Genomic DNA, 22,690 nt, shown 5'->3' on the forward strand with positions numbered 1-22,690 from the left:
ACTCTTTGTCGGATCTGTCAACAGTCACAGCCGGCAGCAGGGTGCCCGGTGTGCCGTCAAAAATCGGGGGGCCACCCCGAACGGGGGGCCGCAAATCATGTGTCGTCACCTTCCAACCCTCAATCATTTATGGCCTCCCTGAAATCAGCTGCCACACCAACGCTGCCGTGTCTGCGTCTTCCCGTACCGTCTGTTCGGCTTCGGTTTGGAGCCGACGCAGGTGACGGCCCGACACATTCAGATAGGCGGCCACCACAGTGCGGGGCACCTCGAGATGGTGGCGGGTGATGAATGCCACCAGCCGGCGAGCCCGGAGCGCGGCCGGGGTGCGGGTCCCATCCGACACCGACCCTGCGGATGTGCCACACAACATGGCAATCCGGGCGGCCAGGTCTGCGAAGAGTGGGTCGGGGACCGGAAGTATAGTCCCCGACCCACGGCAGGAACCGGGGATACGGGGACCCGGTGGGAGGCCTGCCAAGACTGCCTGTTGTCGGGCTGGGAGACCGCCACTTCCCGAAACGGCCCCCCTTGGCCCAACCCTTGTCGCCTGTGTCACTGGTTTCTGACCGCGCAGTGGAGACATGCCAACCCCAACACGGTGCGACGAAACACACCAACCCGATTGCTGTCACCACAGACCGGGCAACGAGCTGGACCCGCCAGGTTTTCGGGTGGGGTAGCAGGCGCTGGTGCCGGTACAGGGGGAGACGGAGAACCTCCATTACTTGCCTGGCCGGCAACTCCCACCCCACCCGAAACCGTCGGTTCTGCACCCACCACCGGAAGTACCACACCGGTGGACCCGCTACGACGAGAAGGAAAAACGGGTATGGATAGGTGCAGAACCGACATCATGAAACCTCCGTATCAAGGCGAAGCCAGGCCGTCAACGACAACCAGGCGGGAACAACAAACAGCAGAACCGCGCGCAGGTCTCCGAACCAGACGGCAGCGATCAGGAACCCGAACGACAGGCCGGTCGTGGCGTTGAGGAAACGGGCCCACCAGGTCACGACGCCACCTCGGAAGGCTCCTCGAGATCAGCACACCAACGTCGGACGGTCGAAGCAGTGACTGCCACAGCACCCTGGGTTATGAGGTGGAGATCTTGGGACATCGACTCGTAGGAGGAGCCGTTGTGACGGGATTCACGGAGGAATCTTTCTAGTGTGGTATCTGCATCTTTGACGAGCAGGCGATCCACCATTTTGCGAAGGTCGTGTGCCATGGGGCGGATTATTGTATATACGAGCGGAAAAGTCAAGCAGAGTGCGCGCCACTATCTGGTGTGTTGTGTTGCGCGTTCACTGCGTATGAGATACCGTATGGAACATGGATACCGACTGGACACCACAAAGAGGGGTCAAGACAGGTCGGCTATGGATGCATCACAGCCAAGAGGATCTGGCGAGAGCACTGCAGAACACGACCGGCGACAGATGGACTCGTGGAATGATCCAAGCCCTCGAGTCGGGTCGAAAGCATCTCACCATCGAGATCGCCATGGCCATATCGGACATCCAAAGGCTCTCGCTTGACTTCTACGCCTATGGGCCCGCTGCTAGCGTTGCCTCCGGAAGCCGATCTGTTTCAGATCGCGCTATTCCGGGGTATCACCAACTCCCTGCTCAGGGAGAGTTCTCCTTCACTGGCTCCAACACTATGGCTCTCCCGTTCCCTCAAAGTGAACAGCCGGACGAGATTCGTGAAGAGGTGCTCCTCGTTTCCTAAAGCAAATCCGTTTTTTTCCGATAGTTGTGGAGTCAAGGACAGAACGACCATGGGGCGGCCACCTGGGCGGGGAGAAGAGTTATGGATGTCATATGGGGACTTCCGCGAGTACCTGGCCAGGGACGGACTCTCAATCAAAACGATCCGCATCTACCTCTACCGCCTCGCCCAAATCGAGGACTGGTGCAAGTTCATTGGCAGCAACATCAACGAGCTCACAGCACTCGAGCTCGCCCGATATGTCGACTCCACACCCAACTCCACCTCGACCCGGCGGCACATACAATCCACACTGACACGCTATTGGGCCATGACCGGCCGGACCGACCCGCCAGTCGGCGCCGTACGGGTACCACCAAAACCGTACATGGTATGCCGAGCTCTCGAAGAAGACGGAGCGCGGAGACTCGCCCAAGTCGCACAAGGATGGTGGCCACAAGGGACTGCCGTGCTGATGGCGATGTACTTGGCGATGCGTCGGGAAGAGATAGCAGAGGCGCGGTGGGATCGGTTCGATGGGAATCGGGAGTGGTATACGGTGCAGGGGAAGGGTTCGGTTGTGGCCACATTGCCTGTGCATCCAGCGTTACGCCGGGAGCTCATCGGTCGACAGAACGGGACGGCCTATGTTTTCGAGGGGTTGGGAGCTCGTGATCATGTCGCGCCGGGAACGGTTTGGACGTGGGTGCGTCAGGTCGCGGAAGAGGCCGGGCTTGGAACGATCAGCCCACACGTGCTTCGTCATACGGCGTTGGCGACTGCCAACGACCGGACCGGGAACCTGCGGGCAGTTCAAACGTTCGCACGGCATGCCCGACCTGAAACAACAGCCGGCTACACCCGCACCACCGCGGCACGGCTTCAAGAGGTAATGTTCGCTTTGGACTATCTGGAATGAGGAGATTGTGATGGACTGGTGGAGGACCCTGAAACGGTGGCAGAAGGTGTTGCTGGTGGTGGTTGTGCTGATTGTGTTGGTCGCGGTGATACCCGGCTCCGGAGACGACAATCCACAGGCTGGGACTGCTACGACAAGCCCGCCGACAAGCCCCGACACCACCGGTGTGTTGTCGACCGGCCCGACAGTCACAACAACATTACAGACAACAACCACAGTCCCGGCGACCACCACAACCAGCCAGCCGGTCACCTTTGAACCGTTCACCCTGTCCGGATCCGGAGACGACATCGTCGACCTCCAAGTCCCGAACGACCTGCCAGCCATTCTGAACATCTCCTCGTCAGGAACCAGCAACATTGCCGTGCTCTCCTACGACCAGGCCGGTGGCCGGCTTGACCTGCTCGTCAACGAAATCGGCGTGTACCAGGGTGCACGACCGGTCAACCTGTACACAGACGAGCTCGTCGCCGAACTGGAGATCACAGCATCCGGAGCATGGGAAATCCTCGTCAACCCAATCCTGGCAGCCCCCGTCTACAACGGTGACCTGTCAGGCACCGGTGATGCTGTGATCCTGGTCGGTGCCGTTTCTGGTCGGCTTCATGCCACTCACAACGGTTCAAGCAACTTTGCTGTTCTCTCCCACGGGACAGATCGGGATCTCCTCATCAACGAAATCGGTGTGTACGAAGGGACGGTCCGATTGGACGACGGAGCGCTGCTTATCGAGATCGAAGCAGACGGCGCCTGGACCCTCACCGAAGGTTAACCCCGAGGAGCCTTCCAGGACGCGGAGAAGCCCCCCACCTCCAGGTGGGGGGCTTCTCTGTGGAGGATGGGTGTTAGGTCAGGTCTTGGTGGTGTCGTACTCCGGTACCGGCCAGATACGGGTAAATACCGGCCACTTCTTCCCAAGCCAGCTCGACGCCAGATTGAGCACTCCGGCTGCCAGTCCGGTGAACACGACGGTGAGTGCCCCCTCATCAATGGCGATGCCTTTGGCGGCAGCCCAGGCCACTATTGCGGCCACCACGGTCTTGATTGCGGATCGGATCATCGGAAAGGCTCCTTTCGGGACAGGTTTGGGTAGGTCCTGGTAAGGGTGGTAAAACGTCACAGTATGAAACCTCCGTCGGTGGGATGGCCGGTAGGCGATTAGAACCCCTTCGAACAGGAGAACGGCAGTGACAAGGACGGCCAGGCCGGTCAGATGCCCGTCCCGGTTGGTGGGTCGAAGGTGATGTCGGATCGTCGGCTGCGTGAAGCCGGATCACGGACAAGATGCTGTTCCAACTGTCGGGTGATGTTGTCCTGCCCGAGCTCGAGGCGGGTGATCCGGTCGACCAAGGTGAGGCCGCCATTGGGTGTGAACTCTTCTGCGATGCTCATCAGCACTGGGAGTGCCTCTGGCAGGTCACGAGTGTGTGCAGCGATACCGGCCAGCAGGTCGGCGGCATGCACCAGGGCGCGCAGCCCTCTCCAGGCGGGAATAACCCCTTTCTGCCAGGCCAACCCCAACACAGCCAGGAAGGCAGCACCAGCAGCAAGCTGGGTGGCAAAATGGTCCAGCCAGTTCACAGGACAGCTTTCATCTTGGCGAGGGTTTGAAGTGCCCGTTCGGCGAGTGCTTTAGCAGCGGCGGCGTCGTTGATGGCCTGCCCGATCTGATCGTTGACACCATCTGACGTGTTGATGTCTGCGGTCAAAGCAATGTTGGCTGCGACTGTGGTCGGGTCGGCACCGGACACACCAACCCGACCGGCCAAAGCCCGGTAGGCGTCCAACACGTAAGGCAAAGAGCGGGCGTTGCCACCACCAGTAGTGACCCGTTCGTACAGTTCAACAATGAACTCTTCCTGAACAGGGGTGAGCATAGGGTCCTCCAAACTGGTGAGAAAACGGGTCCACGGAAAATCGGGGCCCGGGTCTCTCCGACGGTCAGGGTCGAGGCGACTGTGATCAATGAACCCGAACCTGCCGGCGTCAGCCTCGGTTTTGGTCAACCGGACGGGTGGTATCCCCAGTGCCACCCACCGGAGTCCGGGGTTGCGAAGCAAAGTAAGGGTTTGGTTGGTCCACCAGTCGGGAGCGGCCGCCCATTCCAGATAGTCGGTGGAGATCTCCACCCCGACCGCACACCGGTTGTAGCCGTGGACATGAAACCCGGTGAAGTCGTCGGGCAGCATCTCAATATGACTGTCGGAATCGATGGTGTCATGCCACGACACCGGGCGGGTGGTGGTGGCTGCGTAGTTGGCGACGTTCTCCGCGCCGGTGTCGGGTGGGTTGTAGTCGGGCAGTTGGGTGGTGACATGCACAACAGCCAAATGCGGGCCTGCAATCCCATGCCGGCAGACTCTGCGGGTGGGGTAGTACCAGCCACGCAGACCGTTGTCCCGAACCGGCGCGTTGAGGTTGGGATGGTCAAGCAGGTAAAACCCCATTGATGTGTCACCCTTTCGACTTAGAAGGTTCTGGAGGCGATGAGTGGACGGCGGGGGTACACGTCGAGGAAATCGGCACCGGACGTGCGGCGGGCTTCCAGGTAGATGTCAAGGCCTGACCCTGCCCACAGTCCAGCGAGACTGCCGTTGAGGGTCACCCCGAACAGGCCACCTCCCAACAGTCCGGTCACACCGGTGATCGTATCGATGACACCACCCGCCCCTGTTGACCCGTAGGTGGGCCAAGCCCAGATCCGCAGGTCGGCGACTGTTGTGTCCCCCCACGAACAGTCAACGGTGACTTCAACTTCGTTGACGTTGTCTGAGTTGGGATACCAGTGGGCCAAAGTCACGTAACTGGCCGATGTGGTGGTTTGTAGAGTCGGATCGACTGCCATGACCCGTTCCCCGAACGATGACAGTTGGGCAGACGACCATAAGGTTGATCCGGCCGTGTTGAAAATGTCGAGACTGACACTGTCAATTTCGACGAGCACGTTCCCGGAGGCGTCGTAGAACCGCAAACCTGTTTGAGTGAACTCGGCGAGCCGTGTCCCCGCCGAGTTGTTGAGTCGGATCCCCGTCCCGTCAATCAAGACGAGGGTCGAACCGTCCGCCTCGAAAACTTCCACGCCATCAGAGTCGAGTTCGGTGAGGACGTTGCCCGACGAATCGAGGACCTGGATTTTCCCGCCGTCGGTGACAGTGATTCCACCTGCACCGATTGAAGCCCGCTCGAGACGGGCGGCCAGTTCCAAAGTGCGGACCCGTCTATCGAGTTCGGCAAGTCGGTTGGCTTCAGGAAACCAGGAAGGACCAGGCACATGTTCTCCTAGAGGGGGGTCAGGTAAAGGACTGCCTGTTCACGGCCACGTTTCCATTCGATGTCGATTCCAATGACCTGTTGGAACTCGTCGACTGGTTGGTAGGGGGACGGCCAGATGACCCGAATTTCGTCGTCGAGACTGTACGACCCAAACGGTGGATCGATGGTGTCGACTGTGATCGCGATCAGATTAGGCACGTTTTTCCAGGCGGCTAGTTCTGCCCTCACATGATCTTGGAGACTGGTGGAAACCGTGATGTCTTTGTTGATGTAGGGGCGTTGGGTGAGCCCGTATGTGGAGGTGGCGGTCGAGTCTTGCAGTTGGAAAGCGAGCATCCCGCCTTGCCCTCCGGAGCCGGAGGGGGCGCCTTCACCGGCCCCTACCCCAAGTATTTGTGAGGCTTGTTGAGTGGCGTCGATTTGACGGGTGAAGCTGCGAATGTTGCGAATGTCGAAGATGATGTCGGGGCGGCGTCGTCCCCGCCGCGGGTAGGAGGGGACGAACGCCCGGTCGGATGGCCGGAATTGAAAATCGAAACCGTCATTGACGTCGGCCAGTTCAACAAGAGCATCGAAGATGTTTTTGTGTTCGTACCCTGGGTAGAGGCGGGTGCGGGTGCGTCCCGACCCGGATGTGAACCCTTTCACAATGCCGAAGTCGCCGCCTGCTTTCTGCTGGTGGTGGTTGATCAACGTCCAGGCAATATCAAACTGGTCGTCGACTGTGTCGGTGAAGGAGAGGGTGGAGGTGACATACCATTTGCGCAGGTAGGCCATCAACCCTTCCGCCCCGAACTCGACAGACCGTTTCTTGGCGCTCTGCCTCTCGACAACAGTCAACAGAGGGCCAACCCAGACGGGTTCACTGTTGCGTCGGATCACAACCTCATGAGCTCCGGCCGTAAGGTTCGAGACCGACGTTTTGGGATGGTCGGGGGACAGTCGGAACGTGCATGCTCCCGGCCGGTTGTGACGCCATCCGTAACGGATAATCTCTGCTGGGAACTCTTCACCGATTGGACCACCCCCGCGGGGTTGGGTGGCCAGAGTGGTGACAGCACTTTGCGGTTGGGTGGCCGGGGGGATGACATACTCCTCAAATGTTGTTAGGCGTACAAGTCGACGATGACGATACCTTGCCCACCGGCGCCACCAGCTTTGGCTGTGCCCTGCGACGCCAGGTTGGCGCCTCCAGACCCGCCTGCGCCATACCCTGACGCGACGGCGCCGTTACTGGAAATTTGCTGCGACTGGCCGGTGCCTGTATCACCCAGCAGGCTCGACCCCCCTATCCCGCTTTTAAGCAGTTGCGAAAACCCGAACACCGAGAACCCGCCGCCACCGCCCGCTGTTTGGAAGTCGCCCGCCGATCCTTGCCCACCGGCACCACCCAACGTGGCAGCAGGTCCGACCAACGACGGACCCGAAGATCCGCCGCCACCGCCTGACGCGATAGCAAGTGTGCCGAACGACGACGCTCCACCGGCTCCACCCGTCGCTCCGGCACTACCGACACCGCCGGCACCCACTGTCACTGTCTCGGACGCGCTCAAAGCACTGGCGGCGGTGGCGGTGTCGGCATATCCACCACCACCGCCACCGCCCCCAGCAGCGAACTGTCCAGCCGCCGTTATTGCCGCGCCACCACCGGCACCACCGCCACCCTGCACCCTCACACGAACCTTTTTCAGCCACGGATAATCCGCTTTCGTAAACGTGCCTGATGATGTGAACTGGACTGTTTGAACGTGTTCACCCCGGATGGGTGCCTCATACCGGTTGTCGGTGATGTTTCCGTTGACGATGGCGGTGGTGGCGGCTGCCACGTCAACTGTGGCCAACAGCAAAGCCCCGTCAGGGAGCGTTGGGGCTGTCGGGGCGGCGGCTGGGGTGCCTTGGATCAGTTCGACGTCTGCATAGGAGTTGCCGGACGAGTCGAATGTGTCGTCGTAGATTCGGGCGATGACAATGTCTTTGCGCGGGTTGGTCGGGTCAGAAGCCGGAACTGCCAGCACTTGACTGGCGTTTTGATGTTCGATCACGTAGACGCCTTGCCCGGCTAGATCACCTGCCACCACAGCCCGGTCGTAGGCAGTACCTGATCCGACTTTGACGTTCATGTCGGTACCCAAGTTTTGGGCGACTTTGAAACTGAGGCCGGCGACGTCGACTACCCCTTCAGTTAGGAGGACACTGTTGATGAGCCGGTCGATCACCGCCGGTAGTGACTCCAACTGGATAGCCCGGGTTTTGATTGTTGCGGTGGCAGCCATTCAATCCTCCAAAACTAAATCCAGGCGTCACGCCATTCGACATCACAGGACGCGTCGGTTGTCACGCCGGAACCCTTGAACCGCAGTTCGTTGTTACCGGGTGCCAGAGGGAAAAACTCGGAATTGACAAACAGGTTCAAATAGCGGCTGGCCCCCGACGCAAACGCGATCGATCGGATGCGGGGGTGACTGACGATCACCAGTTGTTGACCTACCCCAATCTGGGCTCCACCTTCAGCCGACAAAGCGATTGTCTTGCCGGTGGTGACATTCTCGATTATCGGGTCGGTCAGCACACCTGAAGTAGGGCCGTTGATGGTCAGGGTCGGCCATGTTTCCCACGTGCCGTTATTCGACACGACAGTTCCGGCACCGGAACCGGCCGCCCCATACGTTTTCGGGTAGGTGACCGGATAGGACAGCCCGGCGGACGTGGCGAACACTGCCAAACTGTCCGACGACAGGACAGCTGCGTAGATGGCCGGGTCGGAACCGGACAGCAACACGTTGACAACAGTGGACCCGGCTTTGCGGGTCACTTTGCGTGATTTGACCCGGCAGTAGCGGAGTCGGTCATCCCAAACGAACGGGTCTTCTGTTGACACTGACGGGGCAAACGCGGCCAACACTTGGTCGGTGAGTGTAGTTAAAGCCGTGCCGACTACCACAATCTTCAGTGGGTTGGATGAGCCGACCGCGTAGGAGTCGCCGGGGATGGCCCCATGGTAGGCGGGCAGGTTGTCGTTTTGGATGTCAACGTCGAGACTTTCAACGGTGAGGGGCCCATCGATGAGAACGTCGGTGCCGTCACCCATCGTCAAACCGCGAAACGTGTAGACGCTCATATGCCTGACGTCTTTGTCTGCCAGGCGACTTCCCGACCGATGGCGATCGGGTCGGCTTCGGATCGAATGTAGAACGGGCCGATCGGACTGGCCCCTTCACTAGCGGACAGGTCACCACCACCGGCGAGGGCCAGGTCGGGAATGTTGAATCGGGTTACCGTGGCGAACGCTTTGCCAATGTCGGTGGACGTGCCCAACAGTCCGGTGATGATTCCTTCCCCAAGAGGGGCCCCGATCAGAGCGGCAGTAACCTTGGAGGGGGATCCGATTCCGAAGAAGGATTTGATCCCGTCGATCGCCCCCCCAATTTTCTGTTTGAGCGAGTCGAGTAGTTTGGTTCCGATGTCTTTGATCCCGTCGAGGATCCCGTCGATCAGACCGGCGCCAAGGTCAAGACCGGCCTGCACCAAATCGGCGAGGAAGGCGACAACCCGGCCGGGCAGGTTCTTGAAGAACTGCAACACGTCGTCGATACGGTCGGAGATGATGGTTGTGAGACTGTCCCACGCTTCCCGAGCGGCGGTTTTGACGTTGGTCCACAGGGTGGACCAGGCCCCGGCGATTTTGCCCCAGAAGCCGCTGATCCATCCGGAAACCAGGTTGAAGGCGCCACCGATGATGGCGGTGATTCCATCCCAAATACCGGACACGAACTGTTTGATCCCATCCCACATGAGCTGCCAGTCCCCGGTAAACAGTCCTCGGAAGAAGTCGAAGAGGCCGCTGATAGCGTCAAGCACCCCTTCGATGACACCGCGGATGGTCTCCCACACAACCTGTACGGTGCCGAGGATGATGTCACCCCACTCCGCCCAGAACGCTTGCAAACCGCCGAGTACAAGTTCGACTACGGTTTGGATGGTGGCCATGGCCGAACTGATGGCTTCCCCGATTTTGGGGAATATGTCACCGGTGAGTTTCTGCACTGTGGCAAACGTAGAAGTCAGGCCGTTGCTGCCACTGAACCAGCCGATCACCTTGTCGACGATCGGCCCGATGGTGTCCATAGCCCGCCCGATCGCATCGAACACACGGGTGGCGACCGGTTCCAAAGCCACCAGAACCCGGTTCTTCAACATCTGCCACTTGTCAGAGAACGACTGGGTGTCAGCCGCCGCGCCGAGTACCGTTTCGGACCCGCCGGCGATGACCCCGGTAAGCTCACCAAGTTCGAACCGGCCTTCCCGAATGGCGGCTGCCATGTCCGGACCGGCCCGGGCCCCGAACGTTTCAATTGCCAACTGGTTCGCTTCAGACACTGTGCCGGCGTTTTTGATTTCGTCGGTGATCCGGGCTAAAGCGTCGGCCGGTTCTTCCCCTGCCCGGGCCATTTTGGCCAACCCTTGCCGCATACCACCGAGCACCGCTTCAGTGTTCACACCTTCCTTTTCGAACTTGCCGAACAGGGCCAACGATTCGTCAAGGCCAAACCCCATTTGGCGGAGTGGTGAACCGAACTGGACGACCAGATCGGACAGTTTCCCCACCCCGATCCCGGTGCTTTGCGACGCCCGAAACACCTTGTCCAATGTGGCAGCCTGATCACCGGCAGCCACATCCCAATCCCCGAACAGCCGGGTGGTGGAAGCGATCTGACCGGCCAGGTCACCACCGGTGATACGGGCCAACTCGATTTCGATTTCGGCCAGATCCTGTAACCCTTCCCCGGTTGCGCCGGTACGAGTGTTCAAATCTGCGATTGCCGTGGCCGCGTCGCCGGCTGAGGTTGGAACCGCTTTGAACACCTCTTTGAAATCGGATTCAAGACCACCCAAGGCTTCACCGGTTGCACCCGTCCCAACCCGGATCGTGTCGACTGCCTCATCGAACGTTTCACCGATTTTGAAGGCGGCGATACCGGCGCCGATCCCCACCGCCAGCAGACCGCCGGCAGCCGCACCGACTTTGAGCATGGTCGGTGAAATCATCGAGGTCAGTTGGGATGAGAACTGTGACGTCAGAGACGGTCTGACGTTGATGAAAGCGGTACCGGCGGGAAGACCCATTGTGTTTACTCTCCTCGAGGTGTGTAGACCACTCGACCGCCGAACAACAGTTTCAGGTCATGGGCAGTAGCCGGGCGGCGGGGTGGTGTCCACGGTCTGGGCAGCCGCAACGGGTCGGGTAGACGGGTCCCCTTCTTGCTGTTGGCCTTGACCAGAACCCGAATGTTTTCGTGGACGAGTTCGGCGATCACCGCCAACAGTTCTTCCGTATACCCCCATGGTGGCTGATCGGGAGGGGTTCCGGCCACGTCACGGTAGATGGCCGCACCGGGCGGCAACCCGAACAGCAGTGAACGTAGGCGACGTAGTTCAACCCCGCCCGGATTCCACAACAGGTGGCGAAGGTCCAGGCGGTAATGGGCTTGGAAGTCGGCCTCTAACGCTCCGAAGTGCTGTCGGATGAAACGCCAGAGGCTAAGGATTCCCCCGGATCGATGCCGAGCTCCTCCAAATAGCCGGAGACGAGCACTTCAATGTCCTTGTGGTCACCGCCAGCCTTTTTGAAAGCAGCCCATTGGCTGTCACCCATCACACCGGCCAGGAACCCGGTCAAAGACCCACCCTCGAACGCTTCCAAGGCTGCAGCCGGGATCGCCCGGGGGAGCACCAGTTCAAGACCGTCGAGAACGACTACCGGACCGTCATCGTCAGTTTCAGCCTGGGCGGCCCGCACCGCGCGGGCCTTGTTCAGGTCAATGCGAGACATCAGGCAAACGCCGGGTCGTCGGTGAGTAGCAGGTATGGGGAAATGCCGGCCGATTCGATGATCTCAAACCCGATCGGCAACCCCGCTTCGGAACCTTTCACCAGTTCCGTTTCGACGGCTTCAGAGTGGGTGCCCCGGGCGATCAGCAGACGATAGTTTTTGGTGCCGTCCTGCCATTCGACAATCAGCGACTTTTCCGGGACAACCCCGTCGCGGGTTGGCGTGAACGTGTATTCGCCAACATGACCGACCGGATCGGGTTCGGTCACCACCCCGTTGAGTGCGAACTCGACGTTGCCTTTGTTCCACTGTTGCATTGTGAACGCCACCGACGCTTCATACCCTTCGATGGTGCGGCGGGTCGGATACAGTGACTGCCACGACTTGATCATCGCCTGGGACGGTTCGTCTTTGAACTTGAGACCGTCCTCAGTCAAAAATCCGAGCTCAACAAAGGCGACGTTGAGTGCGTCGGAAATGTAGGTTGGTAGTGCGGTACCGACCGGGGCAACATAGGCGGCACCGTTGGCACCGATGACGATCTCTGCGTTGGTTTGGGTCACAACGGACCTCCTTTATTCTGCGACTGGGTGCCCTCGATGGCAGGGTTTTCCGACGGAAACTAGGGGTGGGTGTACACGGCAGCACCGAACATGTAGTGGGGCCGATCCGTTTCCGGATCCGGCAACCATGACGGTCCGAGTGTTTCTTCAACCTTGGTGACCACCCCCAACACGTGGGAGGTTGACCACATGGACAACACTGATTTGCGGGTGACGGCCGTCACATCCCAGGCGGCCGGTTTGTCATCAGCCCACACGTCGATCTGGAGGCTGGCCCGTTCAAGGTGATCACCCACCACATAAGGTCCGCTGATTCGAAACACCCGGACTTTGGGCCAGGCTTGCCCGGCCGGGATTTCTGTGCCGATTCGGGTACCGGTCAAAGTGGTGACAGTCGAGTCGGTGAGGAGATGAGCGACGGTGAGGGCCTCAACGTCAACCATCGGCTACTTCTTCGCTGCCGGTTTCTTGGAAGCCGCCTTTACAACAGGCTCCTCGAGGACGAGCTCCTCAAGATCGTCGAAAGTGTCCTCCGCGCGACCGGTTGACTGTCGGGCGAGACCCGCCCATCCGAGACGCCGTGCCTCAGACAAAGACACCTCGGCTGTGTCACCGGGTTCGTGGCCTTGATGGGATTTCAGGTAGGTGATTCCAACGTTCATGAGTCTCCTTTCACAGGGCCAAGCACCGATTCGGCACCACGACGCAACGGTGCAAACACCGCCAGATTGGATGGTGGACCGGTACCAGCTTCCACCCAATGCGACGACCAGTGCATGGCGTTCACCCGGCCCAACCATTCACCGTTGTCATCACGACCCACCACACTTTCAATCCCGTTGCGATAGTCACCCGACCGGACCGGAGCCAAACCACGGACTGCTTGTTCGACCATCGGTACAGCCGTTTCGAGAAGTTGTCGGGCTTCGTCAGATTTCAGATAGTCGTCCGCGAAATCCGGATTTGGAACGAACAAAGCCATTTACTCGTCCAACTGTCGAAGGTGAAGTTCGATGTGATGTTGTCCACGTGGACTGCGTGCCACCGCTGGTGGGCCGATGATCTGAAAGGTCAGGTTGCGGGCTTCGACCCGGTCGCGGCCGGTCATCGCAACGTCCATGTCGAAGGTTGCACCGTCAACCCGCCGGTGCAACACACACAACCAGTCACCAACCTGCAAATCCCGGTTTTCAACGGTCTCTTGCCCGGATTGTTGTTCCAACCATCCGTAGTAGTCGACCCGTCCGGTTTCGCCGATGGTCGGATTGTTGTAACGGTCGGTGCCTATCTGACCAACCGTCACCACTGTGACCGTTTCGGTGGCCAGAAAGGTGAGACTCATGTCAGTTGGAGGACCGCCACCGACAGGCCGGTCACTTCAGAAAGGGTGAATCGGGCGTCGTTGGAACCGTCAGCGAACAAATGGGGGGGAAGTTCAACGAACAGGTCACCGGTGGTGGCCGGTACCGACACGGTTGGGTCTTCAACCGCCAACCCTCCCACCTGGCCGGGGGTTTCCAACGTGACAACACAGGCACCGGCACCCGACTTTTTGAAATGAAGCATCGTTTTGCCGGCCAGCCGTACCAGATATGTGTTCGCAATGGACAGACCGGTCGTGTAAGCAGCGGCCAGACCGGTGCGGGTTACGGGTTCGGCGGTGAGTCGGACATCAGCCATGAGAAGGCTCCTCTCGGATTATTGGATGGGGACGGTGGAACGGTGGCGGCCGTACCGGCGGGCAACGGTAAGGTCGTGGTCGATGAGCCGACCGGCCGCGGCGACGTCTTTCGTCACGTCGGTGTAGGTCACCGAATATGAACCGATCGACTCCTGTCGGACACCCAGATTGTCGTTGGCAGCGAAAGCGGCAGCAGCCAGGAACATGCGGGACACGACCACAGCACACAGCCCACGCAACCCGTCAGGAACGTCAGCCACAGTCGTGAACCCGGCTGTGTAGGTGACTACGATCGACTGTGGTTTGACCGTCCAGAACGTGTGGTAGCCGCCAGACAGGCGAACTACTTCACCTTTCTTACCGCCGTGCTTCAACACAAAGTCAGTGTTCTCGACCAGTGCGATACCGTCCTCGACCAATGATGTGACCGCGGTGACCGGCCAGTGTGGAAGCCACAACGACGACCGAAAGTCGGGTCCGTCCAACGTGTCCACATAGTTGGCTTCATCAAGTGGAGTACCGACCGCAGCCTCGATACCACCCTGAGCCAGTTGGATCAGCTTGGCCACCCAATTATTAGGATCGGAGACAATGGACGACTGGAGTAGGGCTTCAATGTCCGACTGGTCACAGAGCGCCATGTGTCAACCTCCCGCGCATTCGAACGATCTCAACAGGCTGACGGATGAACCCGACGGGTTGACGGATGAACCCGACGGGTTGACGGATGAACCCGACGGGTTGACGGATGAACCCGAAAGGTTGGGTCCCGTAGGCGGTGCCAACCCAGGAGATATTCCCGGTAGCGGACCCTTCGGGAATACCTGAGGCGGCTACCCCGTCTGCGGAACCCACCCAGGACATCGATCCTGCAACAGCGCCTTCGTGGACGGCAACCCCATCTGCCGAGCCCACCCAGGACATCGATCCTGCAACAGCGCCTTCGTGGACGGTTACACCGTCTGCGGAGCCCACCCAACCGACGGCTCCTGTTGAAGAACCTTCGTGGGTGACGGCACCGTCTGCACTCCCCACCCAGACAATCGACCCAGTCGAATCTCCTTCATGAACAACAGCGCCGTCCGCGGTGCCGGACCATGCAACCGACCCAGTGGCAGAACCTTGATGAGTGGTGGCACCATCTGCCGAGCCAACCCACGACACAGACCCGGCACTTGACCCTTCGTGGACGGCAACCCCATCTGCCGAGCCCACCCAGGAGATGCTGCCTGTCGCGGTGCCTTCGGGGACACCCGTCGGAGCCACCCCGGTAGCCGACCCAACCCATCCGACTGCACCTGCGGCAGATCCTTCGTGGACGGTCGCGCCATCGGCAGCACCCACCCAACTTATGGCACCAGCCGCAGACCCTTGATGGGTGGTCGCGCCGTCCGCGGACCCAACCCAGGAAACGGCTCCCGACGACGACCCTTCATAGGTTGCAACGCCATCGGCAGTACCAACCCAACTTATGGCACCAGCCGCAGACCCTTGATGGGTGGTCGCGCCGTCCGCGGACCCAACCCAGGAAACGGCTCCCGACGACGACCCTTCATAGGTTGCAACGCCATCGGCAGTACCAACCCAACTTATGGCACCAGCCGCGGACCCGGTTGGCGTAGATGCCAGCGGCCCAATCCAATCAGTGTTGCCCAATTCGATGGCATCCACATACCAGTGCTGTGTGACATCAGAGAAAACTCCGAGGTCAAGGTCCTCCCATTCGGTGCCGGTGACCGCCGTTCCGGTCAGGCCGATCTCCTGAATGAGAGTGACCGAATCGCCTTCGTAGTAGCGGACCAGCAAGGTTCCGTCACCGACACCTGTCGCCGTCTCCGACGCGTAGTTGAGCTCGATTCGATACCATGTCGCCACCGACAGGGCGGTTGTGGCTGTGGCAATGACCCCACTGTTATCTCGCAATTGAATCTTGTTAGTCGCGTCGATATGGATGGCGAACGGGGTTATGAGGTCAGTATGTTCGGTAGCTTGAGCGATGCGATGATCGGTTGACGGCAAAGACGGGTAGTAAAGGTACAGTCGGAGGAAACCGACCTCCGCTTGATTGAGGTCATACCAGCGGAGCTTGTGTGCGGCTGTTCCTCCTGCTGTGTAGTTGATCTCGCAAGACACCAGCCCGTCGTGGACAACCGCAGTGTCGTAGGTGATGATTCCGGTGGCAGGTGTGGTGCGCTGAATCCCGTCGATGGTGTCAGTGTCGGCAATAGTCGTGTTGACTTCCGCACCGTCGACACCACCTTCGAATCCGTGCGTCCAGACCAAGGTTGGGTTGATGTGTGGTTCTACGTTGTAGGCATCGAAGAGGGAGCCGTCACCTTCGACTACTCGAAATCGGAACTCTTCCTGGTCGGACACAATGTCGGCTGAGTCGAGTTCGAGAACCCACAACCATTCGACTGTCACCCCTGCCGCAATGGTGCGCCCGGTAGTGAACGTGCCGTCCGCCTCGTCGGCGCGACCCCCTGCAAAACTGCCCGTCGACACTCGTTGAGTCAACAACGATTCGTTATCGACGATGTCTGCCGACGCGATTGAGTTGACTCTGGCTGAAGCCCCGTTCACGTCTGTCCAGGCAGTCCAGTTGACTGCACCACCAGTACCTTCAGCCATGTAGCTGTACTGCAACTTGGGGTTGATGGTTGCTGATTCGGCGGTGCCGGTGTTTTTGACACCCACCCGCAGATGGAAGATTGTGTCCTTGTCGGTGACCGCATCACGATCAGTCGAGTTCAAAGCAGCCGAACCTGCTGCCGTCCCATCAGCGAAGAACCCGAAATGGTCTTGCTCGAGGACAGCGACAGCAGCAGCAGGCGTGTAGGTGATCGTGACCGTGAGCGCCGACGCCGCCAAGGTGGAACCGTCCGCCCCCTTGACCTTGTTCCACAAACACCACGCATCCGACACTCCATCACCACGAACCACCGCAGCTTCCCAGTCGGCAACTGACAGGCCGGTGGGGATGCCTGTTGAATCAGTGTGGTCGCTGGAGCGGGCAATGTTCTGGTTGCCGGTCGATCCTTCGCCAGGGTGCTGGGAGATCTCGGTTGCGCCGGTGACAACAGCCACCCCGGCAACGTTGTCCCATGAGTCGTCGACGAAGCCGGACCCGGTGACCGTCCACTGTGTTCGGATTGAGGTGACTGCGGCCGGGTCGAGGTCGGGTGGGGCGGTGGAGTTGTCGAGGGCATAGTTCCCGACCAGAGCGGCGTCAGTCGTGGACGGTGCAGTACCGGTGCCCAGGCGGATCCAGGTGGCCACTATCGGTTACCCCTTCCCCAGCAGCAGGCGTAGAAAGGCCCGGCAGTGGGTTCGGCGGCCATCACTTCGGGAATGTTCTGAGGCCAATCAGAACAGTCAAACCCCGGGTAACGTTGCGCGAACCATTGACCTACCGGAGCGTCACGCCAACGGGTGTCCCAGTTCCCCCACACCGAGCAGCGGGGGATCGGGCCGTCGGTGTCGAGGAACTGGCAGACTTTGCCGTCAATGAAACAGCAGTGGCCGCCGCGGTCACCCCGGCCGTCACACACCAGCATGATTGGTGCCCCCTATGTGGCTGTTCCTGGAATGCTGATTCCGGTGACGGTGTACTCCCCAGCCGCGTTGAAAGCCTGGTCGCCGGTCGTTGGCAGCCACCCATAGAACGTGCCTACGGTGAGCGCCGACCAGAACCCGACATGGGTGGCAGGACCGCTCGCCGCGCCCCCGGTGAACGGCAGGTCAACCAAAGCGATCATGTCACCGTTCGCAGCCGCCTCCCATGTGATCGGTTGGCGGGCCGAGGTCGCTTCGTTGCTTCCGGCCGCGTCGGGTATCGCAGTGTGGATTTGCAGGTGCGTTGCCGCCCCCTGCATGGCGGCAGCACCGATGTTGAGCAGGGCATCATTGAGTGGCATCAGTCATCTCCTGAGGCGTCTGCGATCACCTTGCCCAAACCCTCAATGAGCGACTTGCGTGGGTTCTCCGTTGCCTGCTCGGTCTCGAGAGCTGCCGTGGCAAGGTTGAGGTCGTCGCCGACCTCTTCGAGAATGTCTTTGACCGACTTGGCCTTTTCGACAACCGTCGCGCCGATCATGACGATCGGGTTGCCGTCGGAGTCGACCGGGATCAGCTGGCCTTTGGCGAGTTGCTCGGCAATGTGGTCTGGAAGGGGCTCGTCGAACTCGAAGACGGCCCCTCCCGTACCTTTGAGCAACATCAGGCTGTCCTGGGCATGTGCAGGGCGGTGATGGTGCCGGTGGCGGCTGCTTCAACGTCGACGTGAAGACTGCCGTCGGCTTGGATGAACCGGCCCGACGTGAACGGACCGACAAACCCGACCGCTGCGTTGAGGGGGACGATCAGATCTCCCTGTCCTGCTTCGAGGGCAGGCGGGTTGGCACCGACCTTGATGGTGAAGTTCTTGGCACCGACGAACGTCGAGCTGATTCGCAGGACCAGTTCTTCGAGAGGCACACCTGAGATGATGTGCCCGTTGGTTGGGTCGACGGCTGTACCGGCCGGGTCCGCCAGACTGGCGTTCGGGGTGAAGACGTCGGCGGTGATTGCTGTACGTGCCATGTGATGGTTCCTTTCCAGAAGCGGGGGAACCCCCTACAAAGAGGTTCCCCCTTCGACTCAGACTCCGGTCAGATCAGGTCGGTGATACGGTCGCGATTGCGATCCCGTTCGGACGGACCAGTTTGGCGCCGTACAGGTGAAGCCCCTTGACCGCATCCGAGAACGAGTCTTCGGGCCGGTAGGCTTCAACCTTGTTGATCTGCTCGGCGAACGAGATTGCACCCGGGAACCCGGCTAAGACAACATTGTCGTCACCGACCGGATTCGGAGTGTTGTTCGACATGCGAATGTCGAACCCGGAGGCCCGGCCGATGAACCCGTTGCGGAGGGCTTCCGTGCCACCTGACGCGTCGGCCCGGACGAACCGGTCGTCGCGGAGGAGCCGACCATGGAACCAGGGTGGGATCACAACGTAGCGACCCTCCTTCGGGACACTTGCGTCGTCCAACGCCACCATAAGTGGAACAAGCACCAGATCGTAGGCGTTGGTCGGGGTGGCTGCCACGACGGCGATCGTGCCAAGATCATTGGCTGCGACAACCCCCGTGTACAGGGAGACGACGTACTGGTCGGCGACGTCACGTAGCCCGTAGGCGGCTTCAACGATCGCTTCGGGAATCACATCGCCGGCAGCTTGCCGTTTGTCGACGTCGTCGACTTCGAAGGCGAAGTACTTGGACTGGTCGACAATCAGTTTTCGCTGCGCGGTGGTCAGCTGCTCAGGGGTGATGGTTGTGGACCCTTTGACGTAGGTTCCAATGGTGGGGCGGCTGATCGAGTTGATGGTGACCGTGTCACCCTGCTCGCTGATCTCACCCTCATAGTCCCGGTTGACGACGCCTGGAGCGGCATACACCAGAGACTTTTTCAGGGAGGCGAGCAGGAGCTTTGACCAGATCTCCGGTATGAATGTCGCTAGCGACATCGGATACTCCTTACTGCTTCACCCCTAAAAGATGAGCGAGTCGGCCCTCGTTGTGAGCTTTCTCAACGTCTTCAGGGGACATGGATTTCAGGTCGTCACGTGTGATCGTGCCCGATCCGCCACCGCGGAGACCTTGGTCTCCACTGCCGGTACCGGCGACCTTCTTCAGATACGGTTTCTCGGTGACGAGAACGTCGATCGCTTCGTCGACTGACTTGGCGGTCGGCTGCCCATCCTCTCCGTACTCGATCGTCGACGTGTCCAACAACCGCCAGGCAGCATCCAGATCGTGGATGTCCTTGGTTGCGGCACGGGTGATCACCATTGACCTCGTGAGGGCGTCCTTGATGCGCTGATCGGTGTCGGCTTTCGCCTTCTCCGCCGCAGCAGCACGTTCGGTTGCCTTCTCGAGTTCGGTCTTCTGTTCTTCCTGCGCCTTGTCGAACTCTGAAGCTTTGGCTTTCAGGTCGTCATAGTCGGCGTATTTGGAGCGTTCCCGACGTAGCCGGTCGGCGACAACACGGTCGAGGTCCTCTTGTGTGAACGTCTTCGAGTTGTCTTCGTCAGACTTGCCAGTGTCACCGTCGCCGGTTTTACCGTCGCCGGCAGCTCCGCCACCGGCATCGTCGTGCTCTTCACGGAAGGGACGGAATGGTACGAACATGAATGTTTCCTCCGTTTTCGGCCCGTCGGCCGAGGTCACCGGCTGTTGAACGCCAGCCGTGAGCGCTAACCCGAACCCCGTCTAGGCGGCGTCCGTGAACTTGTGCGCGCTGTTCCACAATGTGGGACCGAGCTCGCCGTGTGAAACAATGCTGACCGCCGGTAACGTGTCTGTGTCGATACGAAGCCTCGACATTGCTTCCCGTGTGTACGGAAGGTCTGCGGACCGTAACTGGTCTTTGACCAGGGACAGGGAGTCCCCGTCGATGATTCGGGACGGTGCGCGGGTCCCGAACAGGGGTTCTACAGTGCAGCCACAGTTCGAATGGATGGGCATCAGATCTTCCGACGAGTAGCGTTGGGTGGAGGCCACAATGCACAGGCCACAGTTTTTGCCTGGTGCCAGTACCCGCTGATATCCGACAATCCTTGACGACTGGCTGGTGACCGCTTGGGCGGCGTTGCGGGCTGCCAGTTGTGTGTCTGTGTCGGCCAACATGCCGACCGTGTTGCGGCCTTGACCTACTGCGTCAGACCAGGAAGCACCCGCCGATAAGGCTGTCCATGTCCTCACGAACGGTCGCCGATACACAACCTCCGGTGGGGTGGGACGGATGGGAATGTCGGTGAGGCCCAACGGGGACACGGCAACACCCAGTTCGAACTCCTGGAAAGTGGCCAGGTAGGCGTCTGTGGCGGAGACGGCTGCGTCGGTGATCGTGGCCAACACCGGCAACACGGTTTCGAGGAACCGGGGTATGTCGGCTTCGTTGTATGAGGTCAGGTCTTTCCATGCGGTCACGGCTGTACGTCGGGCCGCACCGCGCAGCTGTTCAATACGGAAACGGTAGGCGGCCACCAACTCTTTACCGAGCACAGTGTCAGCCACGGTCAACCTGTCTGATGATCTCGGCGAGTTCGTCGTGAAGGTATCCGCCGTCACACCAGCGCAGTCGGCGGCTACACGAACGGCACACCCAACCGGTGCCGGCCACCCACCGTCGCGCCCACAGTCCCCACCGGCGGCAATGCCATTCACGGGCCAACTCCCACCAGCCGGTCAACACGATTTTCAGCATCAGACAGTCTCCGCCGGTTCCCCAACCTGAGCGGTGCTTTGACCCAGAAGACTGAACAGGTTCGAGGTGGCAGCCATCGTCTTCCACCGTTTGATCTCCTGCGGGGTAGCGTTGGCTCTCTCCCACAAAGCCTCGTTGGGAATGTCCAATGCTTTCAGTTTGATCACCGCGTCAACATGCTCCCCTTCAGAACGGGACTCGGGATCCCCCCACAACGTTTCAGCAGACCGTTCGTTCGACTTCTCATCGTTCATGGCTGCAAAACCGAGTCGAATGACCGCTTCCCACGATTCCCCAAAATGCAGGTGCTGCCGTTTCACTTTGGCGACCAGACCGGTCTCAGTCGCTTTCAACGACTCACCCGACGGAAACGCGCCGGACTGGCCTAACAGGTAGTGGGGTGGTGTCCGGGTGATCGCCGCCAAATGTTGCACGTCGGCTTCAACCGCCCGAATGAACCCGGCCAAAGTCACCTCAGGGAACGAACCGAACTTGGCTTCTGGGTTTTCGTCCATCCACACCGAATCAACGGCGGCGTCGTAGTCGATCGGGACGGCCTCACCAGTTTCAGGATCCTCCACCAGTGAGATACCTGTCGCCCACCGTTTCTGACTGGCAGTGAACTCGGCAGCCAACATGCGACCGAAAATGGTGGCGTTGATCCGATCCTGAATCGAGGTCACATCCGAAATCTCCGACACCCCGCCACGGATCAGGTCCGGATGGTTACGAAACACCACAATCGGGACCGCGCCAAGCGGGTTTGTGAGCGGCCATTCTTCCCCTTCGGGTTCACGTCGCATCCAGTCGCCACCCTCACCCCGCCGGTATTTGACCACCCAGCCCGGCAGGTACACGGTCGCAAAGGTGGTTGTTCCAACCTTCCACCGTTTCAAAGCTGCTGCCCGGAGTCGCCGGTTTTCCGGTGAATGGGCGACGATGACCTCCGACGGATGTTCCGGCATGATCAGTGGTATGTCACCGGTCGGCCAAACCGACACATATGAGGTGCCCGACTTCAACGCTTCAGTGTGAACCTGGTCGGATTCGGCGTCCAGATTGTTGGCCTGCCACATCGTCCAGGCTGCTTCGTCACCGACCGTGTCCCCGAACCGGAACCCTTCGACCCGTAACCGTTCACCAAGCGCGTCAATGACCAGCCGCATCCAGTTGGTTCGTGACTTGACCAACAGGTCAGCATACTTCCGTTTGTAGTAGGTGGCTTTCTCCTGGGAACGAAACGGCATCTCCGGGAGCGGATGGTCACCCCGGTAGTATTCGTCAAACCTCAACGCCTTCGACGCCTGCGCGTCCAACTGGACTTCGAGCAGTTTCAACCATCGCCGTGCTTCAACATCAACCGGCCCGTCACCGACTAACGAATCTGACCCGTTCGGCATCGGCATCAACGTCTTCGAATCGTTGAAGAAGTCAGACGCAACAGCCATAGGGGAGACTCCTTT

32 protein-coding genes are annotated in these 22,690 nt (G+C 60.0%); 3 read left to right on the forward strand and 29 right to left on the reverse strand.

The genetic code is table 11. The annotated features are described in order from the left end of the window. Positions 1-127: 127 nt before the first annotated feature. The 3 genes from P1T08_12690 to P1T08_12700 form a co-directional block, all read right to left on the reverse strand. Complete coding sequence (locus tag P1T08_12690; GenBank protein MDF1596928.1) at positions 128-373, reverse strand: hypothetical protein; 246 nt, start codon at positions 371-373, stop codon at positions 128-130. 481 nt (positions 374-854) lie between these two features. Beyond that, positions 855-1,016, reverse strand: coding sequence for a hypothetical protein (locus P1T08_12695; protein ID MDF1596929.1), 162 nt, complete (start codon positions 1,014-1,016; stop codon positions 855-857). Next, the gene (locus P1T08_12700; protein MDF1596930.1) at positions 1,013-1,231 is read right to left on the reverse strand and encodes a hypothetical protein; all 219 of its coding nucleotides are present in this window, start codon (positions 1,229-1,231) and stop codon (positions 1,013-1,015) included. Before P1T08_12700 ends, P1T08_12695 begins: the two co-directional genes overlap by 4 nt. 104 nt (positions 1,232-1,335) lie before the next feature. Between P1T08_12700 and P1T08_12705 the strand changes: the two genes are divergently transcribed. The 3 genes from P1T08_12705 to P1T08_12715 all read left to right on the forward strand — a co-directional run bounded on the left by P1T08_12705 (position 1,336) and on the right by P1T08_12715 (position 3,404). Further along, on the forward strand, positions 1,336-1,734 hold the full coding sequence (locus P1T08_12705) for a helix-turn-helix transcriptional regulator (GenBank protein ID MDF1596931.1): 399 nt from the start codon (positions 1,336-1,338) through the stop codon (positions 1,732-1,734). 85 nt (positions 1,735-1,819) lie between these two features. Further along, positions 1,820-2,632 (forward strand): tyrosine-type recombinase/integrase, encoded by an 813-nt coding sequence (locus P1T08_12710; GenBank protein ID MDF1596932.1) that lies wholly within the window; start codon positions 1,820-1,822, stop codon positions 2,630-2,632. Between the two features lie 10 nt (positions 2,633-2,642). Further along, positions 2,643-3,404, forward strand: coding sequence for a hypothetical protein (locus P1T08_12715; GenBank protein MDF1596933.1), 762 nt, complete (start codon positions 2,643-2,645; stop codon positions 3,402-3,404). A 78-nt stretch (positions 3,405-3,482) separates the two neighbouring features. Here P1T08_12715 and P1T08_12720 read toward each other — a convergent pair whose 3' ends face one another. From P1T08_12720 to P1T08_12845, 26 genes are all read right to left on the reverse strand, one after another. Further along, complete coding sequence (locus tag P1T08_12720) at positions 3,483-3,692, reverse strand: hypothetical protein (GenBank protein MDF1596934.1); 210 nt, start codon at positions 3,690-3,692, stop codon at positions 3,483-3,485. A gap of 149 nt (positions 3,693-3,841) precedes the next feature. Beyond that, complete coding sequence (locus P1T08_12725; GenBank protein MDF1596935.1) at positions 3,842-4,213, reverse strand: hypothetical protein; 372 nt, start codon at positions 4,211-4,213, stop codon at positions 3,842-3,844. Further along, positions 4,210-5,079 carry an N-acetylmuramoyl-L-alanine amidase gene (locus P1T08_12730; GenBank protein MDF1596936.1) on the reverse strand — a complete coding sequence of 290 codons (870 nt, stop codon included), beginning with the start codon at positions 5,077-5,079 and terminating at the stop codon, positions 4,210-4,212. The genes P1T08_12725 and P1T08_12730 overlap by 4 nt, the downstream gene beginning before the upstream one ends. 20 nt (positions 5,080-5,099) lie before the next feature. Beyond that, positions 5,100-5,903, reverse strand: coding sequence for a hypothetical protein (locus P1T08_12735; GenBank protein MDF1596937.1), 804 nt, complete (start codon positions 5,901-5,903; stop codon positions 5,100-5,102). An 8-nt stretch (positions 5,904-5,911) separates the two neighbouring features. Beyond that, positions 5,912-6,745: a hypothetical protein gene (locus P1T08_12740; GenBank protein ID MDF1596938.1), complete on the reverse strand. Its 834-nt coding sequence runs from the start codon at positions 6,743-6,745 to the stop codon at positions 5,912-5,914. 266 nt (positions 6,746-7,011) lie between these two features. Next, positions 7,012-8,178, reverse strand: a complete 1,167-nt coding sequence (locus tag P1T08_12745) for a hypothetical protein (protein MDF1596939.1) — start codon at positions 8,176-8,178, stop codon at positions 7,012-7,014. 14 nt (positions 8,179-8,192) lie between these two features. Further along, positions 8,193-9,023, reverse strand: a complete 831-nt coding sequence (locus P1T08_12750; protein MDF1596940.1) for a phage tail family protein — start codon at positions 9,021-9,023, stop codon at positions 8,193-8,195. Then, positions 9,020-11,029 carry a hypothetical protein gene (locus P1T08_12755; GenBank protein MDF1596941.1) on the reverse strand — a complete coding sequence of 670 codons (2,010 nt, stop codon included), beginning with the start codon at positions 11,027-11,029 and terminating at the stop codon, positions 9,020-9,022. The genes P1T08_12750 and P1T08_12755 overlap by 4 nt, the downstream gene beginning before the upstream one ends. Before the next feature lie 5 nt (positions 11,030-11,034). Then, positions 11,035-11,361, reverse strand: a complete 327-nt coding sequence (locus tag P1T08_12760) for a hypothetical protein (protein MDF1596942.1) — start codon at positions 11,359-11,361, stop codon at positions 11,035-11,037. Between the two features lie 44 nt (positions 11,362-11,405). Next, complete coding sequence (locus P1T08_12765) at positions 11,406-11,735, reverse strand: hypothetical protein (GenBank protein ID MDF1596943.1); 330 nt, start codon at positions 11,733-11,735, stop codon at positions 11,406-11,408. After that, positions 11,735-12,298 (reverse strand): hypothetical protein, encoded by a 564-nt coding sequence (locus tag P1T08_12770; protein MDF1596944.1) that lies wholly within the window; start codon positions 12,296-12,298, stop codon positions 11,735-11,737. The genes P1T08_12765 and P1T08_12770 overlap by 1 nt, the downstream gene beginning before the upstream one ends. A 59-nt stretch (positions 12,299-12,357) precedes the next feature. After that, entirely contained in the window at positions 12,358-12,741 is a 384-nt protein-coding gene (locus P1T08_12775; GenBank protein MDF1596945.1) for a DUF3168 domain-containing protein, read from the reverse strand. Positions 12,742-12,744: 3 nt separating this feature from the next. After that, a complete protein-coding gene (locus P1T08_12780; GenBank protein MDF1596946.1) occupies positions 12,745-12,960 on the reverse strand; it encodes a hypothetical protein in 216 nt (71 codons plus the stop codon). After that, positions 12,957-13,280: a hypothetical protein gene (locus tag P1T08_12785; GenBank protein ID MDF1596947.1), complete on the reverse strand. Its 324-nt coding sequence runs from the start codon at positions 13,278-13,280 to the stop codon at positions 12,957-12,959. Before P1T08_12785 ends, P1T08_12780 begins: the two co-directional genes overlap by 4 nt. Continuing rightward, a complete protein-coding gene (locus P1T08_12790) occupies positions 13,281-13,640 on the reverse strand; it encodes a hypothetical protein (GenBank protein MDF1596948.1) in 360 nt (119 codons plus the stop codon). Further along, entirely contained in the window at positions 13,637-13,978 is a 342-nt protein-coding gene (locus tag P1T08_12795; protein ID MDF1596949.1) for a hypothetical protein, read from the reverse strand. Before P1T08_12795 ends, P1T08_12790 begins: the two co-directional genes overlap by 4 nt. Positions 13,979-13,996: 18 nt before the next feature. Beyond that, positions 13,997-14,620, reverse strand: coding sequence for a hypothetical protein (locus tag P1T08_12800; GenBank protein ID MDF1596950.1), 624 nt, complete (start codon positions 14,618-14,620; stop codon positions 13,997-13,999). After that, positions 14,607-17,258: a hypothetical protein gene (locus tag P1T08_12805; GenBank protein ID MDF1596951.1), complete on the reverse strand. Its 2,652-nt coding sequence runs from the start codon at positions 17,256-17,258 to the stop codon at positions 14,607-14,609. Before P1T08_12805 ends, P1T08_12800 begins: the two co-directional genes overlap by 14 nt. Positions 17,259-17,548: 290 nt before the next feature. Next, the gene (locus tag P1T08_12810; GenBank protein MDF1596952.1) at positions 17,549-17,896 is read right to left on the reverse strand and encodes a hypothetical protein; all 348 of its coding nucleotides are present in this window, start codon (positions 17,894-17,896) and stop codon (positions 17,549-17,551) included. Next, on the reverse strand, positions 17,896-18,198 hold the full coding sequence (locus P1T08_12815; protein ID MDF1596953.1) for a hypothetical protein: 303 nt from the start codon (positions 18,196-18,198) through the stop codon (positions 17,896-17,898). The genes P1T08_12810 and P1T08_12815 overlap by 1 nt, the downstream gene beginning before the upstream one ends. After that, complete coding sequence (locus P1T08_12820) at positions 18,198-18,560, reverse strand: hypothetical protein (GenBank protein ID MDF1596954.1); 363 nt, start codon at positions 18,558-18,560, stop codon at positions 18,198-18,200. The genes P1T08_12815 and P1T08_12820 overlap by 1 nt, the downstream gene beginning before the upstream one ends. A gap of 73 nt (positions 18,561-18,633) precedes the next feature. Continuing rightward, on the reverse strand, positions 18,634-19,485 hold the full coding sequence (locus tag P1T08_12825) for a P22 phage major capsid protein family protein (GenBank protein ID MDF1596955.1): 852 nt from the start codon (positions 19,483-19,485) through the stop codon (positions 18,634-18,636). Positions 19,486-19,495: 10 nt separating this feature from the next. Beyond that, entirely contained in the window at positions 19,496-20,149 is a 654-nt protein-coding gene (locus P1T08_12830; protein MDF1596956.1) for a hypothetical protein, read from the reverse strand. A gap of 81 nt (positions 20,150-20,230) precedes the next feature. Continuing rightward, positions 20,231-21,037 (reverse strand): hypothetical protein, encoded by an 807-nt coding sequence (locus tag P1T08_12835; GenBank protein MDF1596957.1) that lies wholly within the window; start codon positions 21,035-21,037, stop codon positions 20,231-20,233. Continuing rightward, positions 21,030-21,227 (reverse strand): hypothetical protein, encoded by a 198-nt coding sequence (locus P1T08_12840; protein ID MDF1596958.1) that lies wholly within the window; start codon positions 21,225-21,227, stop codon positions 21,030-21,032. Before P1T08_12840 ends, P1T08_12835 begins: the two co-directional genes overlap by 8 nt. Next, on the reverse strand, positions 21,227-22,675 hold the full coding sequence (locus tag P1T08_12845; protein ID MDF1596959.1) for a phage portal protein: 1,449 nt from the start codon (positions 22,673-22,675) through the stop codon (positions 21,227-21,229). The genes P1T08_12840 and P1T08_12845 overlap by 1 nt, the downstream gene beginning before the upstream one ends. Positions 22,676-22,690: the final 15 nt, after the last annotated feature.

This window comes from Acidimicrobiia bacterium, assembly GCA_029210695.1.
In the GTDB taxonomy this organism is placed as follows: Bacteria; Actinomycetota; Acidimicrobiia; order Spongiisociales; family JAHEDJ01; genus JAHEDJ01.

Excerpts from the sequence above, each read along its gene's own strand:
- P1T08_12750 (MDF1596940.1), bottom strand. The coding sequence starts at position 9,023 with ATGAGCGTCTACACGTTTCGCGGTTTGACGATGGGTGACGGCACCGAC.
- P1T08_12800 (MDF1596950.1), bottom strand. The coding sequence starts at position 14,620 with ATGGCGCTCTGTGACCAGTCGGACATTGAAGCCCTACTCCAGTCGTCC.
- P1T08_12700 (MDF1596930.1), bottom strand. The coding sequence starts at position 1,231 with ATGGCACACGACCTTCGCAAAATGGTGGATCGCCTGCTCGTCAAAGAT.
- P1T08_12795 (MDF1596949.1), bottom strand. The coding sequence starts at position 13,978 with ATGGCTGATGTCCGACTCACCGCCGAACCCGTAACCCGCACCGGTCTG.
- P1T08_12790 (MDF1596948.1), bottom strand. The coding sequence starts at position 13,640 with ATGAGTCTCACCTTTCTGGCCACCGAAACGGTCACAGTGGTGACGGTT.
- P1T08_12705 (MDF1596931.1), top strand. The coding sequence starts at position 1,336 with ATGGATACCGACTGGACACCACAAAGAGGGGTCAAGACAGGTCGGCTA.
- P1T08_12710 (MDF1596932.1), top strand. The coding sequence starts at position 1,820 with ATGTCATATGGGGACTTCCGCGAGTACCTGGCCAGGGACGGACTCTCA.
- P1T08_12840 (MDF1596958.1), bottom strand. The coding sequence starts at position 21,227 with ATGCTGAAAATCGTGTTGACCGGCTGGTGGGAGTTGGCCCGTGAATGG.
- P1T08_12715 (MDF1596933.1), top strand. The coding sequence starts at position 2,643 with ATGGACTGGTGGAGGACCCTGAAACGGTGGCAGAAGGTGTTGCTGGTG.
- P1T08_12820 (MDF1596954.1), bottom strand. The coding sequence starts at position 18,560 with ATGGCACGTACAGCAATCACCGCCGACGTCTTCACCCCGAACGCCAGT.
- P1T08_12810 (MDF1596952.1), bottom strand. The coding sequence starts at position 17,896 with ATGCCACTCAATGATGCCCTGCTCAACATCGGTGCTGCCGCCATGCAG.
- P1T08_12720 (MDF1596934.1), bottom strand. The coding sequence starts at position 3,692 with ATGATCCGATCCGCAATCAAGACCGTGGTGGCCGCAATAGTGGCCTGG.
- P1T08_12765 (MDF1596943.1), bottom strand. The coding sequence starts at position 11,735 with ATGTCTCGCATTGACCTGAACAAGGCCCGCGCGGTGCGGGCCGCCCAG.
- P1T08_12690 (MDF1596928.1), bottom strand. The coding sequence starts at position 373 with ATGTTGTGTGGCACATCCGCAGGGTCGGTGTCGGATGGGACCCGCACC.
- P1T08_12755 (MDF1596941.1), bottom strand. The coding sequence starts at position 11,029 with ATGGGTCTTCCCGCCGGTACCGCTTTCATCAACGTCAGACCGTCTCTG.
- P1T08_12775 (MDF1596945.1), bottom strand. The coding sequence starts at position 12,741 with ATGGTTGACGTTGAGGCCCTCACCGTCGCTCATCTCCTCACCGACTCG.
- P1T08_12785 (MDF1596947.1), bottom strand. The coding sequence starts at position 13,280 with ATGGCTTTGTTCGTTCCAAATCCGGATTTCGCGGACGACTATCTGAAA.
- P1T08_12830 (MDF1596956.1), bottom strand. The coding sequence starts at position 20,149 with ATGTTCGTACCATTCCGTCCCTTCCGTGAAGAGCACGACGATGCCGGT.
- P1T08_12780 (MDF1596946.1), bottom strand. The coding sequence starts at position 12,960 with ATGAACGTTGGAATCACCTACCTGAAATCCCATCAAGGCCACGAACCC.
- P1T08_12815 (MDF1596953.1), bottom strand. The coding sequence starts at position 18,198 with ATGTTGCTCAAAGGTACGGGAGGGGCCGTCTTCGAGTTCGACGAGCCC.
- P1T08_12730 (MDF1596936.1), bottom strand. The coding sequence starts at position 5,079 with ATGGGGTTTTACCTGCTTGACCATCCCAACCTCAACGCGCCGGTTCGG.
- P1T08_12845 (MDF1596959.1), bottom strand. The coding sequence starts at position 22,675 with ATGGCTGTTGCGTCTGACTTCTTCAACGATTCGAAGACGTTGATGCCG.
- P1T08_12825 (MDF1596955.1), bottom strand. The coding sequence starts at position 19,485 with ATGTCGCTAGCGACATTCATACCGGAGATCTGGTCAAAGCTCCTGCTC.
- P1T08_12745 (MDF1596939.1), bottom strand. The coding sequence starts at position 8,178 with ATGGCTGCCACCGCAACAATCAAAACCCGGGCTATCCAGTTGGAGTCA.